Below are 14,648 nucleotides of genomic sequence, written 5' to 3'. Positions count from 1 at the left end.
GGCCATCATCCCCTGTGCACTGCGTTTGGAACGAGTTTGTTTTGGAACAAATATTCCATTTGCGCTTTTGATAATGGTTTATTTTCTAATGCTGTCAAGCGAGATAATCGAATAATTGTCATTTTGTTCGGTTGAACACCAGTCATTTACCTTGTTTAAGCCCTCTTATAACGAAGGGTGCTAGATGGATGGCAGGATATGATTAGAATTTATGTTTTATCGCTTTGCAAAAATAGAAAATTTATTCTATCTTGCAGATATTCCGAAATGACGGAGTGGCTAAACTGCTCTAAAGCAGGACTCTGCATCCGTGGTTTAGTCAGGTTTAACCACTCATAACGGCTTCAGATAACAACAAGAGGTAAGCCTCATGTCAGTGCAAGCAACATCTGCTTCTCCTGTATCCGGCGCTGCCGCCGCGGTCGATGAGCGTGTGCGCCAGGTGTCCTGGGCCAAGCGCCTGCTCAGTCGCCCGGAGTTAGGTTCGGTGTCGGGCTCGATTCTGGTGTTTTTCTTCTTTGCCCTGGTGGCCTGGGATTCCGGTATGTTCGCCATCGATGGGGTGATGAACTGGACAGTGGTGTCCGCCCAGCTGGGGATTATTGCCATTGGCGCCTGCCTGCTGATGATCGCCGGCGAGTTTGATCTGTCGATAGGTTCGATGATCGGCTTTGCCGGGATGATGATTGCCATTCCGGCGATTTACTGGGGCTGGCCGGTGTGGGCCTCGATCCTGTTTGCCTTTACCGGGGCGATGGCGATTGGCTTCTTGAATGGCTATATCGTGGTACGCACCGGGCTGCCGTCTTTTATTGTCTCCCTGGCGTTTCTGTTTATTTTGCGCGGCCTGACCATCGCCCTGTCGATCATGCTGACCAACCGCACCATCATTTCCGGGGTTAATGAGAAGGCCGAAAGTGACTGGCTGGCCCCTTTCTTTGGCGGTGAAATCGGCCAGGGCCTGTTCCTCTGGCTGGGGCAGAACGGCTGGATTGATATGTACGGTGATACCCCGGTGGTCACCGGTATCCCTATGGTGGTGGTGTGGTGGTTCCTGCTGGCGCTGGTGTGTTCCTGGGTGCTGCTGCGTACCCGCTTTGGCAACTGGATTTTTGCCGCCGGTGGCGATGCCAAAGCGGCGAAAAACGTCGGGGTGCCGACGGATCGAGTCAAGATCCTGCTGTTTATGTTCACCGCCTTCTGCGCCACTCTCTATGCCGCCTGCCAGGTGCTGGAGTTTGGTTCTGCTGCTGCCGACCGGGGGGTGCTGAAGGAGTTTGAGGCGATTATCGCGGCGGTGATTGGCGGGGCGCTGCTCACCGGTGGCTATGGCTCGGTGATTGGCGCCTGCTTCGGGGCGCTGATCTTCGGGGTGGTGCAGATGGGGATTTTCTTCACCGGCATCGACTCGGATTGGTTCCGGGTGTTCCTCGGCGTGATGCTGCTGATCGCGGTGCTGTTTAACAACATGATCCGCAAAAAAGTCACCGAAGCGCGCTAAGGAGTCTGCCATGAGCGAATACATTATCGAACTCAACAACGTCAGCCGCTTCTTTGGCTCGGTGATCGCCCTGCAAAACATCAATATGCAGGTCAAGTTAGGCGAGGTGCACTGCCTGCTGGGGGATAACGGTGCGGGCAAGTCGACCCTGATCAAAACCCTGGCGGGGGTGCATCCCCCCAGTGAAGGCGAGTTCCTGTTTGAGGGCAAAGCGGTGCGCTTTACCTCCCCGCGGGATGCGCTGGATATGGGCATTGCCACGGTCTATCAGGATCTGGCCCTGGTGCCGCTGATGAGCATTACCCGCAACTTCTTTATGGGGCGGGAAATCACCAAAGGCTGGGGGCCGTTTAAACGCTTCGATATCGATACCGCCAACCGGATTGCCATCGCGGGATTAGCCGAAATGGGCATTCGGGTACGGGACCCCAATCAGGCGATTGGCACCATGTCCGGTGGTGAGCGCCAGTGTCTGGCGATTGCCCGGGCGATTCACTTCGGCGCCAAGGTGCTGATTCTGGATGAGCCCACCGCCGCCCTGGGGGTGAAACAGTCCGCCAACGTGCTCAAGGTGGTGGCCCGCGCCCGCGCCAAGGGGCTGGCGGTGATTCTGATTACCCATAACGTCCACCATGCCTACCCGATTGCCGACCGCTTTACCCTGCTCAATCGTGGCCAGAGTCTGGGCTCTTATCTGAAAACCGATGTGACTCGTGAGCAGGTGCTGGAGATGATGGCCGGTGGCCAGGAGATGGAGGCCCTGCAGGCTGAGTTGGCCGAGTTTTCCCGCGCCGATGCCGCCGCCAGCAGTGGCCAGAGTCATTATCTGGAAGCGGGGCAGGCCGCCCAGGCTTCTGCCAAAAGTGCCTGATGAGGAAGCAGTGATGAAGTCAGTACGTATTGGTCTGATCGGCACCGGCTATATGGGCAAGGCGCACAGTATCGCCTTCCATGCGGCGCCGGCGGTGTTCCCGCTATCTGCCCGGATAGAGCTGGCAATGGTGGCCGAGGTGACGCCGGAGCTGGCGGCAGAAAAAGCCTTGGAACTGGGGTTTCAGCGCAGTACCGGTGACTGGCGTGTCCTGGTGCAGGACCCGGATATCGATGTGGTGGATATCTGCTCCCCCAACTATCTGCATAAAGAGATGGCGCTGGCGGCGATTGCCGCCGGTAAGCATGTCTACAGTGAAAAACCGCTGGCACTCTCCAGTGCCGACGCGCTGGAGATGGTGCAGGCGGCGGAGCGGGCCGGGGTGAAAACCCTGGTGGGCTTTAACTATGCCAAAAACCCGACGGTGCAGCTGGCGCGGGAAATCATTGCCAACGGCGAGATTGGTGAGGTGGTGCATTTTCGCGGCACCCACAACGAGGATTACCTGGCCGATCCCAATACCCCCCATAGCTGGCGCTTAACCCGCGAGCTGGCGGGCTCCGGCACCCTGGGGGATATGGGCTCCCACATTATCAACATGGCCCAGTATCTGCTGGGGGAGATCACGGAACTGGTGGCGGACTTGCAGATTGTCCATCAGCAGCGCCCCCTGGCACAGCAACCCGGTCAGTTTGCCGCGGTGGAAAACGATGATCAGGTCCACCTGCTGGCCCGTTTCGCCAATGGTGCCATGGGCACCCTGGAATCCAGCCGCATTGCCTGTGGCCGTAAGAATGGCCTCTGGTTTGAGGTGACGGGGACCAAGGGTAGCCTGATTTTTGATCAGGAGCGCTTATCGGAATTGCAGCTCTTTACCTATCAGGGCGCCACTAATCGTCAGGGCTTTCGCACCATTCTGGTCGGCCCGGAACACCCGGATTATGCCCACTTCTGCGTCGCCGGTGGCCATGGCCTGGGTTACAACGACATGAAGGTGGTGGAAGTGCGGGATCTGATTGAAGGCATCGCTGCGGACCGGCCCATGTGGCCGGATTTCCGCGCTGCCTATCAGGTCAATCGGGTGTTGGATGCGGTGGAGTTGTCCCATGCCGAGCAGCGTTGGGTAAAACTGGCGGAGATTGGAGGAGCCTAAGATGACAGCGAAGCAACGGGATTTGATTGTGCTGGGGCGCGCGGCGATCGACCTCTACGGTCAACAGATTGGTGCCCGGCTGGAGGACGCCAGCAGCATGGCGAAGTACCTCGGTGGCTCCAGCGGCAATATCGCTTTTGGCACCGCCCGCCTGGGGCTGAAGTCCGCCATGTTGACCCGGGTGGGGGATGAACACATGGGCCGCGCCGTGCGCGAGACCCTGGCCAGTGCCGGGGTGGATGTCTCCCATGTGCGCACCGACCCCCAGCGTTTAACCGGCCTGGTGTTATTGGGGATTAAAGATGAAGACAGCTTCCCGCTGATTTTTTACCGGGAAAACTGCGCCGATATGGCAATCAGCACGGAGGACTTCGATGCGGACTTTATCGCCTCGGCCAAGGCCCTGGTGATTACCGGTACGCACTTTTCCACCGCAGCGGTGGATAGGGTCAGCCGCACCGCCCTGGCCTATGCCAAGGCCGCCGGTACCAAGCGGGTGCTGGATATTGATTACCGCCCGGTGTTGTGGGGGCTGACCGGACGAGGTGATGGCGAGACCCGCTTTATCTCCAATGACAGTGTCAGCAGCCATCTGCAAAGCATCGTGCCGCACTTCGACCTGATTGTTGGCACCGAGGAGGAGTTCCACATTGCCGGTGGCAGCACCGATACCCTGCAGGCCCTTAAGCGGGTGCGGCAGTTGAGCGATGCGGTGCTGGTGTGCAAACGGGGTGCCCTGGGCTGCTCGGTGTTTCCGGCGGCGATTCCCGCCAGTCTGGATGAGGGCATCAGTGTGCCGGGGGTACGGGTGCAGGTACTCAACGTGCTGGGGGCGGGGGATGCCTTTATCAGCGGTTTTCTGCGTGGCTGGATTGCTGGCGAGAGCTATCAGCAATGTTGCCGTTATGCCAATGCCTGCGGCGCCCTGGTGGTTTCCCGCCATGGCTGTGCGCCGGCGATGCCGAGCGCTGAAGAGCTGGACTACTACCTCGCCCATGCCGAGCAGATCGCGCGGCCGGATCAGGATCGCACCCTGGCCTACCTGCACCGGGTCACGACTCGGCGGCGTCAGTGGCCGGAGCTCTGTGTGCTGGCCTTTGACCACCGCAAGCAGTTGGCCGATATGGCCCGCGAGGCCGGTGCCAGTGAAGAGCGCATCGAACAACTCAAGCGCCTGATTCTGCAGGGGGCGCAACAGACCGCTGAGACCTATCAGTTACAGGGGCGGGCCGGCATTCTGGCGGACACCACCTATGGCCAGGCCAGCCTCAATGAACTGACGGGGCAGGGCTGGTGGATCGGCCGCCCGGTGGAAATGCCCGGCTCCCGGCCGCTGCGTTTCGAGTACGGCAATAATGTCGGCCAGCAACTGCATAGCTGGCCGGAGGAACAGGTGGTGAAGTGCCTGGTGTTTTATCACCCGGATGATGCCATCGACTTGCGGCTGGAGCAGGAGCGCAAGGTGCAGGATTTGTATCAGGCCTGCTGTCACTCCGGCCATGAGTTCCTGCTGGAGGTGATCCCACCGGCGGGCAGTGCCACCGATGAGTACACCCTGGCCCGCGCCCTGACCCGCTTCTACAACCTGGGGGTCTATCCCGACTGGTGGAAGCTGCCTTCCCCCAGCCGTGCCGCCTGGCGCCATATCGAACAGGTGATTACAGCGCGGGCCCCCCATTGCCGTGGCGTGGTACTGCTGGGGTTGGATGCGCCGGAAGACCAGTTGCGTGATGGCTTTAATCAGGCCGCCGGTATTGGCGTGTGCAAGGGCTTTGCAGTGGGGCGCACCATCTTTGCCAAACCGTCGCGCCAGTGGTTGGCAGGGGAGTTGAGTGATGCCGAGCTGGTGGCCGCCATCGCCGCCAACTATGGCCGTATGATCGAATTCTGGCGGGCGCGTAAGTACGCCCAGGCCGCGTAGGAGGCAGCATGACGAGTCAACGTTTAACTGTGGCCCAGGCACTGGTGCGTTATCTGCAAGCCCAGTTTGTCGAACTGGATGGGCAGGAGCTGCCCCTCTGTGCCGGGATGTTTGCCATCTTTGGCCATGGCAATGTGGCCGGTTTGGGGGAGGCGCTGCAACAGGTGCAGCCGCAGTTTCCCACCTACCGTGCCCATAACGAGCAGGGCATGGCGCTGGCGGCCATTGCCTATGCCAAGCAACAACGGCGGCGGCGCTTTATGGCCTGTACCAGCTCCATTGGTCCCGGTGCCACCAATATGGTGACCGCAGCGGCGCTGGCCTACGTCAATCGTTTGCCTGTGCTCTTATTACCGGGCGATACCTTTGCCAGCCGTACCCCTGATCCGGTGTTGCAGCAGCTTGAGCAAGCGGGTGACCCTACCCTGAGCGTCAATGACTGCTTTAAACCGGTGTCCCGCTATTTTGACCGTATTCAACGGCCAGAGCAGTTGATCACCAGCCTGCCAGCGGCGATACGGGTGCTGACGGATCCGGCGGATTGCGGCCCGGTGACCCTGGCCTTACCCCAGGATGTGCAAACCCAGGCTTATGACTTTCCCGACTGGTTTTTTGCCCGCAAGGTGCACCGCTTGCGGCGTCCACAGCCCGATGCGGAACAGCTGGCAGCGGCCTTGGCGCAGCTGGCCAAGGCCAAGCGGCCGCTGCTGATTGCCGGTGGCGGGGTGCATTACAGCGGGGCGGTGCAGGCCCTGCAGCAGTGGGTGGAAGCCACGGGTATTCCGGTGGCGGAAACCCAGGCCGGCAAAGGGGTATTACCCTGGGATCATCCCCAGCTGTTGGGGGCGCTGGGGGTGACGGGCAGCAGTGCGGCCAACCGTGCTGCCGCCGAGGCGGACTTAATCATCGCGGTGGGCACCCGTTTGCAGGACTTCACCACCGGCTCGCGCACTCTGTTCAGCACCAAGCCATTACTGAGTCTTAATGTGGCCGTGCCGGATGCCTACAAGCATGAAGCCCTGCCGCTGGTGGCGGATGCCCAGGTGGGCTTGATGAGTTGGCAGGCCAGCCTGCCGCACTATCAGGTCGATCCCGCCTGGCGTGAACACTACCAGGGCTGGCAGCAGGAATGGTTAGCCCTGGCCGATGCCGCCCTGGCTGCGCCCAACGCCAGTCAGGGGCTACCCAGCGATGCGCAAGTGATAGGCGCGGTATTGCGGGGCAGTGATGCCAACACCACGGTGGTCTGTGCCGCCGGAGGTCTGCCGGGGGAGCTGCACAAGCTTTGGCGCCCCCAGCATGAGCTGGGCTACCACCTGGAATACGGTTTCTCCTGCATGGGTTATGAGATTGCCGGTGGCCTGGGGGTGAAGATGGCCAGCCCCGAGCGTGAGGTAGTGGTGATGGTGGGGGATGGTTCCTACCTGATGATGAATTCGGAAATCGCCACCTCCGTCATGCTCGGCCATAAGCTGATTATTGTGCTGCTGGATAACCGTGGCTTTGGCTGCATCAATCGTTTGCAACGCGGTTGCGGCGGAGAGTCCTTCAATAACCTGTTGCAGGATTGCCTGACTGGCCCGGCGGGGGCACCGAAAACCGATTTTGCCAGCCATGCCCGAGCACTGGGGGCACAGGCAGAGCAGGCCAGCTCCATTGCCGAGCTGGAGGCCGCCTTTGCCCGTGCCCGGGCCAGTCAGCAAACCTATCTGATCGCCATCGACACCGACCCGATGCCCACTACGGCAGCGGGGGGGAACTGGTGGGAGGTAGCGGTGGCGGAAGTATCGACACGTCCCCAGGTGGCCGAGGCCCGTGCCCGTAATGCCACTGCCAAACAACAACAACCTTACTGAGTAACGGCTATGAGCAAGGTACGTATTGGAATTAACCCCCTCACCTGGAGTAACGATGATATGCCCTCGCTGGGGGGCGATACGCCGCTGGAGGTGTGCCTGGAAGAGTCACGCCAGGCGGGCTATGCCGGGGTGGAGCTGGGCAATAAGTTTCCCCGTCAGGCGGAGTTACTCAAGCCGATTCTGGCCCAGTACCAGCGTCAGCTGATCTCCGGCTGGTATAGCTCGCGCTTGCTGGAGCGTAGCGCGGAAGAGGAAATCGCCGCCCTGCAGGATCATCTGCAACTGCTCAAGGCCTGTGGTTGCGAAGTGATGGTGTATGCCGAGGTCAGTGGTTGTATCCACGGCGAGATGGATACCCCCTTATCGAAACGGCCACAACTACGCCCTGAGCAGTGGCAGGAGTTTGGCCAGCGCATGACCCAGGTGGGGGATTACCTGCAAAGCCAGGGGGTGCGCCTGGCGTATCACCACCATATGGGTACGGTGGTGGAGACAGAGGAGGAGGTGGAGCTGTTAATGGCGCACACCGGCCCTTCAGTCGGCCTGCTGGTGGATACCGGCCATATCACCTGGGCGGGGGGCAATCCGCTGAATCTGATCCGCCGTTATCCTGAACGGGTCTGCCATGTGCACTGCAAGGATGTACGCCCGCAAGTATTGGCCCATGCCAAAAATATCGATCTGCCTTTTTTACGGGCGGTACTGGAAGGGGTCTACACCGTGCCCGGCGATGGCTGCATTGACTACGACGCAGTGATGCAGGCACTCAAAGCCATCGATTATCAGGGCTGGCTGGTGGTGGAGGCCGAGCAGGACCCCGCCGTCGCCCACCCCCTTACCTACGCCAGGATGGGCTATCAGCACCTGGCGGCGGCGGTCGCCAAAGCAGGGCTGTAACGCCTCTTCTTGGTTTTTCGACTCAATCCGCCGCCAGTTAGCTGGCGGCCAGCGAGGTAACCATGACCAGGGTAGTCAATTTTATTGGTGGGCAGCAACGTCCCAGCCAAGGGGGGCGTTTTGCCCCGGTATATAACCCCGCCACTGGCGAAGTGAGTAAGCAGGTGGTGTTATCCACGGCGGCAGAAACCGCCGAGGCGGTGGCGGTGGCCAAAGCGGCCTTTCCCGCCTGGGCTGCTACCCCGCCCCTGCGCCGCGCCAGAATTCTATTCAAATTCAAAGAGTTGTTAGAGCAGCATAGCGCTGAACTGGCGGCCATTATCAGCAGCGAACATGGCAAGGTGTTGTCCGATGCCAAGGGTGAGTTGATACGGGGGTTGGAGGTGGTGGAATTCGCCTGTGGCATTCCCCATCTGCAAAAAGGTGAGCATTCGCTCAATGTTGGCAGCAATGTCGACTCCTGGTCGATGATGATGCCGCTGGGGGTCTGCGTCGGTATCACCCCCTTTAACTTCCCGGCCATGGTACCGATGTGGATGTTCCCGGTGGCGCTGGCCTGTGGCAATACCTTTATCCTCAAACCCTCCGAGAAAGACCCCAGCTTGCCGCTGCGCTTGGCCGAGCTGCTGCAACAGGCCGGATTGCCGGATGGGGTATTCAATGTGGTCAACGGTGATAAAGAAGCGGTGGATGTGCTGCTCACCCATGCCGATGTGGAAGCGGTGAGCTTTGTCGGTTCCACCCCGATTGCCGAGTACATCTATGCTACCGCCTCTGCCCATGGCAAGCGGGTACAGGCCCTGGGTGGGGCGAAAAATCACATGGTGATCATGCCCGATGCGGATATGGAGCAAGCGGTGGATGCCCTGATGGGAGCCGCCTATGGCTCAGCGGGGGAGCGCTGTATGGCGATCTCGGTGGCGATGCCGGTGGGGGAGGATACAGCCGAACGCCTGTTGCAGGCCCTGATCCCCAAGGTGCAGGCCCTCAAGGTCGGCAATGGTTTGGCGGCGGATGAGCCGGAAATGGGGCCGCTGGTATCCAAGGAGCATCTGGCCAAGGTGCGGGCCTATGTTGATCAGGGCGTGGCGGAAGGGGCTGAGCTATTGGTTGATGGGCGATCACTGCAGGTGGCTGAGCATGAGTCCGGTTATTTTATTGGCGGCTGCCTGTTTGACCGGGTCACGGCCGAGATGAGGATTTATCGGGAAGAGATTTTTGGTCCGGTGCTGGCGGTAGCACGGGTCGCCAGCTTTGCCGAGGCGGTGGCGCAGATTAATGCCCATGAGTATGGCAATGGGGTGGCGCTCTTTACCCGTGACGGGGACTGTGCCCGCCAGTTTGCCCAGCAAATCCAGGTGGGCATGGTGGGCATTAACGTGCCTATTCCGGTGCCGATGGCGTTTCATTCCTTTGGTGGCTGGAAGCGCTCCCTGTTTGGCCCTCTGCATATGCATGGCCCGGATGGGGTGCGTTTTTATACCCGGATGAAAACCATCACCAGCCGCTGGCCCACCGGTATCCGTGCCGGGGCCGAGTTTGTGATGCCAACAATGAAGTAGTGACAGGGAGGCTTGCCTCCCACCCTGCGTGCGCATGGATGCCCTCTGTTACCGGTAAGCTGGCTTACCGGTTTTTTTGTTTTTGTCTCAGGCGGCCTTGCTACTCTTATTCACCTACTCTTGTTAGCAAACGAAAGTAACGCCAGTTATTCAACACACTTGCGTGATTTGCTCGACGGCTGCATCCAGTTTGGGTTGAGCATGGACAAGGACTTTTTGCCCAATGGGGAACCCACAACATCAGTTTTGGCATTTACTCGCCCGCTATCAGCAGGATTGGCGAGCGTTGAATGAACTGACCTGGCTGCGCTTATTACTGCTGGCTTTGGCCTATTTTGTCTGTGCCCGGCTAAGCTTGCTGCTGGCTTTGCCGCCGGGTTATGCCTCGCCGATTTGGCCTGCTGCCGGAGTGGCTTTGCTGGGCTTATTTGCAGGGGGACTGCGGCTGTGGCCGGGGGTATTGCTTGGCTCTTTTCTGGCGAATAGCACCCCGGGGTTGTGGCTGAACCCCAGTGGCTTGGATGCCGGCATTAACCTGGTGATCGCTTTGGGGGCCACCCTGCAGGCGGTAGTGGGGCTCATGCTGTTGCGCTGGGTACTGGATAAGGAGAGGTCAGATAGCACCATTATCCGTTCGCTATTAGTGGCCGTCCCTCTGGCTTCTCTTGTCTCCGCCACCGTTGGCATCACTACATTATGGCTGAGTGGGCGGGTGGCGAGTGAACACCTGTTTAGCAATGGTTTGGCCTGGTGGGTAGGGGACAGCATCGGGGTGTTGATGTTCCTGCCGCTGTGCTATTTGCCGATGTTGCCTAAGTTTCGCCGCTGGCGCACTTACCTAGCGGTGATGGTACCCGTCCTGCTCTGTGTTGTGGTTTTGGTGGTGGCACAGTTGTTTTTGCAGCGGGTAGAGGAGGCTCAGGCACGACGGGAGAAGGTGCAGGAGGGTGAGTATATAGAGGTGCAGCTACGTGAGGCTGTAGCACGGTTGGAGCATGAGGTGGATGCGTTGAGCCGTTTTCTGCGAGCCACGCCAGACCCCACCCCGCAAGGTTTCAACCTTTACACCCAGAGTGCGGTGGAAAGCCCTGGTGTGCAGGCTTTGGCGTGGTTGCCACGGGTGAGTCAAGAGCAGCGGCAGGCTTTTGAGCAGCGTGCTGGTCAGCTATTAGGTATGCCGTTTCTCATTAAAGAGTTCGATGAGCAGGGCAAACCGATGCTGGCTAAGCCACGGATTGAGTATTTTCCAGCATTTCTCTTTCAGCCATTAGAGTCCAATCGGCAAGCCCTAGGCTTTGATGTGTTATCCCATCCTCTCAGACGGGAAGCGTTGCAGACAACCCTGCGTACCCGCTTGCCGCAGGCCACGCAGGTATTGGATTTGGTGGGAACGGACAAGCCGGCTCAAGGTGGCCTGATTTTTAATCCGGTTTATGCCGAGGATGGTGTATTGCGGGGAATGGCGCTGGTGGTGTTCCGCCTAGATGGTTTATTACAGGTGTTAGAGCGGGAGTCTAGACGCTTGGGGTTGTTGGCCTGCCTGACCCAGCGCCAGTTGGAGTCGACCCGTATCCTCTATGAAAGCGGTGATTACCGTCAGCCAATGCCCAAGGTAATGGATCGTTATATTGACTTAGCAGGAACCCAACTACGGCTGCAATTGAAATTAGCGCCTGGTTATTGGGTGCCGGGGGCCAGTGGCCAGGCCCAGCTACTCTCCTTGGGGGGGCTGGGGTTGATTTGGCTAATGGCAGCTTTTCTTCTTAATAGTGCCTATCGCACCTCATTGGTACATGCCCAGGTGGATAAGCGGACTGCTGCTTTACGTCAGGAGATTAAACGGCGTGAACGTACCGAGCGCGAGCTGCAAAAAGCAGTAGAGGCCGCGCAGCTGGCAGGCAAAAGTAAAGATGCCTTTTTGGTTACCATGAGCCATGAAATTCGTACCCCACTCAATGGTTTATTAGGGATGCTGGATTTACTCAGTGAGGCCAGTTTACCAGCGGGGCATCAGCAGAACTTGCAGGTGGCAAAGCGAGCCGGAATAGGTTTGAAGCGGATTATTGATGATGTGTTGGACTACGCCAAAATCGAGTCTGGCAAATTGCAGTTAGAGCATCGGCCTTTTGCGGTGACCCAGTTGGCGGAGGATATCTTAGCAACCCATCAAAATCAGGCGGCGGCCAAGGGAGTACAGTTACGTCAGCAGTTGGACCCCGAGTTAGCCCCCTGGTTGCTGGGGGATGAGCTGCGCTTAGGGCAGATCCTGCATAACCTGATTAATAATGCTTTGAAGTTTACCGAACAGGGGCAGGTGATATTAGAGGCGCAGGTGATCCAGCAGCGGGCAGAATGGCAGCGTATCCGTTTAAGTGTGAAGGATAGCGGGATTGGTATTGCCTCCTCGGTACAAGAGCGCCTATTTCGCCCCTTTACCCAGGCCTATGCCGATACTTCACGACTCTATGGTGGCACGGGGCTGGGGTTGTCGATTTGTCAGCGTTTAGCGGAGTTAATGGATGCGCGTCTCAGTTTGCAAAGTCAGGAAGGGCAGGGTAGCTGCTTTAGTCTGGAATTAACCCTGGCGAAAGCGGTAGCACCGCCCAAACAAGCGGCAGAACTGAATAATTTAGTGTTCTGCTTGCATGATCAACCCTGGTGCTTTTGGCCGCGAGGGCAGGGCTTACGGGTGGTAGCGGTGGATGATAACCCCACTAATCGTTTGTTGTTGCAGCGCCAGTTGGCTCACCTGGGCATTCAGGTGGAGCTGGCTGAAAACGGTGAGCAGGCGTTAGCGCTGTGTTTGGCAACAACGGCGGAGAAGGGCTTTGCTAGCCGTCATGCAGGTGGTGGGGGCGAGCAAGTGGCGGTGGATGTGCTGATTACCGATTGCCATATGCCGGTTATGGATGGTTATGCCTTAACCCAAGCCTTGCGCCAGCATTACCTGGATCAGACTTGGCCATTGATCATCGGCTGGACCGCCAATGCGATGCCGGAAGAGCAGGAGCGCTGCCGTCAAGCGGGGATGGATGCGCTCCTGACCAAGCCGGTTAACCTGGAGCAGTTAACCTATCTACTCCAGACCTGGGGGGTTAGCGGCGATACAGGGTCTGCAGCAGGTGATAGCCAAACTGAGTCTTGATCGGCCCTTGTACTTCCAGCACCGGTCCTTTGAAAACCGCTTCGTCAAAGGGTTTTACCATCTGACCGGGGCGGAATTCACCCAGGTCGCCGCCCTGCTTGCCAGAGGGGCAGAGGGAGTGCTTCTTGGCCAGTTCACCAAAGTCGGCACCGGCGGCGATCTGATCTTTCAGTTTTTGGGCTTCTTCCTGGGTCTTCACCAGAATATGACGAGCGCTGGCAACGGCCATGTCAGTCTCCTTAGATACGTTTGAGTTTGAACTTGCGACCCTTCAGGCCTTTCTCTTGCAGGCGGTTTAAGGCCTGCTTGGCTACCTGGCGCTCTACCGCCACATAGCTGACGAAATCGAAGATGTGGATCTTGCCTACCTGCTTACCGGAAATACCTGCATCACCGGTCAGCGCGCCTAGAATATCACCAGCACGGACTTTGTCCTTCTTGCCGCCAGCGATACAAAGAGTGGCCATCTTCGGTAAAGGTGGCTTGGCGTTCAAGGATTTGTTCGGTACTCGACCATTTTTCAACTCCTGCCCCAGGGCGGTGCTGATGGCTTCAAGCTTGTACTTCTCCGATTCGGAGTAAAAACTCATCGCCAGCCCTTCTTTACCGGCCCGTCCAGTACGGCCAATACGGTGCACATACACTTCAGGCTGGCGTGACAGTTCAAAGTTCACGACGGCGGGCAGGTCAGGAATGTCCAAGCCGCGGGCGGCAACGTCGGTAGCAACCAACACGGAGGCACTGCCGTTGGCAAACTTTAACAACACCAGGTCACGCTCGCGCTGCTCCAGATCACCATGCAGGGTGACGCTGGCATGGCCAGCCTGGTTGAGGTAGTCATTCAGCTCGTTGCACTGCACCTTGGTGTTACAGAACACCATGGTCGCCTCCGGGGTGTAATGGCAGAGCAGCTGGCACAGCGCATCCGCCCGCTGAGCTTTATCAACCTGATAAAAGTACTGGCGAATCTGGCTGTGGCTGTGTACCGCTTCTACGCTTACCGCTTGGGGTTTGTGCTGAAATTCAGCACTGATTTCGGCAATGGTGTCGGGATAGGTGGCGGAGAACAGCAGGGTTTGGCGTTTGCTGGGCAGGGTTTTGACAATACTGCGCATGGCATCGATAAAGCCCATATCGAGCATACGGTCTGCCTCATCCAGTACCAGGGTGTGGCAGTGGCGCAGGGATAGGGTGCCTTTGCGCAGGTGATCCATCACCCGTCCAGGGGTGCCGACGATGATGTCGGCGCCATGGGCGAGGGAGCCAATTTGCGGGCCGATGGAGACCCCGCCACAGAGCAGCAGAATCTTAGTATTGGGGCGATAGCGAGCCAAACGGCGCAGCTCCTCGGCTACCTGGGTACCCAGTTCACGGGTAGGGCAGAGTACCAGCGCCTGCACCTGTTGATTGGCGTCCCCTAAGCGTTCCAGCAGGCCGATGCCAAAGGCGGCAGTTTTACCACTGCCGGTTTTGGCCTGGGCCAGTACATCCTGACCATTGAGGATAACTGGCAGACTTTGCGCCTGGATCGGCGTCATCTGTTGGTAACCAAGCTGCTCAAGATTGCTAAGCTGGGCAGGGTTAAGGGCAAGGCTGGAAAAACTTAAGGTTGGCACTCAGGGCCTCAATTATGCAAAAGGGTTAAGCCTGGTTACTCAGGATGAGCGATGACGCTGGTGACAGGATTGAGCAGTGGTGTAGTGGTTCCTGTGACCCTGTTAATAGCATCTGAGTGAATA

At 58.5% G+C, this 14,648-nt stretch carries 10 protein-coding genes; 8 read left to right on the top strand and 2 right to left on the bottom strand.

Going from position 1 to position 14,648, the window contains the following annotated elements:
* Positions 1-370: 370 nt before the first annotated feature.
* The 8 genes from Q334_RS0105820 to Q334_RS0105785 all read left to right on the top strand — a co-directional run bounded on the left by Q334_RS0105820 (position 371) and on the right by Q334_RS0105785 (position 12,909).
* Entirely contained in the window at positions 371-1,501 is a 1,131-nt protein-coding gene (locus Q334_RS0105820) for an ABC transporter permease (RefSeq protein WP_027312386.1), read from the top strand.
* 10 nt (positions 1,502-1,511) lie between these two features.
* Positions 1,512-2,372 (top strand): ATP-binding cassette domain-containing protein, encoded by an 861-nt coding sequence (locus Q334_RS0105815; RefSeq protein ID WP_027312385.1) that lies wholly within the window; start codon positions 1,512-1,514, stop codon positions 2,370-2,372.
* A 13-nt stretch (positions 2,373-2,385) separates the two neighbouring features.
* On the top strand, positions 2,386-3,525 hold the full coding sequence (locus Q334_RS0105810; protein WP_027312384.1) for a Gfo/Idh/MocA family protein: 1,140 nt from the start codon (positions 2,386-2,388) through the stop codon (positions 3,523-3,525).
* A 1-nt stretch (position 3,526) separates the two neighbouring features.
* Positions 3,527-5,446 (top strand): bifunctional 5-dehydro-2-deoxygluconokinase/5-dehydro-2-deoxyphosphogluconate aldolase, encoded by a 1,920-nt coding sequence (locus Q334_RS0105805; protein ID WP_027312383.1) that lies wholly within the window; start codon positions 3,527-3,529, stop codon positions 5,444-5,446.
* An 8-nt stretch (positions 5,447-5,454) separates the two neighbouring features.
* Entirely contained in the window at positions 5,455-7,302 is a 1,848-nt protein-coding gene (gene iolD, locus Q334_RS0105800) for a 3D-(3,5/4)-trihydroxycyclohexane-1,2-dione acylhydrolase (decyclizing) (protein ID WP_027312382.1), read from the top strand.
* Between the two features lie 9 nt (positions 7,303-7,311).
* The gene (gene iolE / locus Q334_RS0105795) at positions 7,312-8,202 is read left to right on the top strand and encodes a myo-inosose-2 dehydratase (RefSeq protein ID WP_027312381.1); all 891 of its coding nucleotides are present in this window, start codon (positions 7,312-7,314) and stop codon (positions 8,200-8,202) included.
* Between the two features lie 62 nt (positions 8,203-8,264).
* On the top strand, positions 8,265-9,764 hold the full coding sequence (locus tag Q334_RS0105790) for a CoA-acylating methylmalonate-semialdehyde dehydrogenase (protein WP_027312380.1): 1,500 nt from the start codon (positions 8,265-8,267) through the stop codon (positions 9,762-9,764).
* 223 nt (positions 9,765-9,987) lie between these two features.
* Complete coding sequence (locus Q334_RS0105785; protein ID WP_027312379.1) at positions 9,988-12,909, top strand: CHASE domain-containing protein; 2,922 nt, start codon at positions 9,988-9,990, stop codon at positions 12,907-12,909.
* Here the strand turns inward: Q334_RS0105785 and Q334_RS0105780 are convergent.
* Both Q334_RS0105780 and dbpA read right to left on the bottom strand, forming a co-directional pair.
* The gene (locus Q334_RS0105780) at positions 12,860-13,138 is read right to left on the bottom strand and encodes a peptidylprolyl isomerase (RefSeq protein ID WP_027312378.1); all 279 of its coding nucleotides are present in this window, start codon (positions 13,136-13,138) and stop codon (positions 12,860-12,862) included. The two genes, Q334_RS0105785 and Q334_RS0105780, sit on opposite strands and share 50 nt — an antisense overlap.
* A gap of 10 nt (positions 13,139-13,148) precedes the next feature.
* Positions 13,149-14,525, bottom strand: coding sequence for an ATP-dependent RNA helicase DbpA (gene dbpA, locus Q334_RS0105775; protein WP_027312377.1), 1,377 nt, complete (start codon positions 14,523-14,525; stop codon positions 13,149-13,151).
* Positions 14,526-14,648: the final 123 nt, after the last annotated feature.

This window comes from Balneatrix alpica DSM 16621 (assembly GCF_000619885.1).
Lineage (GTDB): Bacteria > Pseudomonadota > Gammaproteobacteria > Pseudomonadales > Balneatricaceae > Balneatrix > Balneatrix alpica.
The sequence above is the reverse complement of the archived record's forward strand: the minus strand, read 5'-3'. Positions and strand labels throughout refer to the sequence as shown.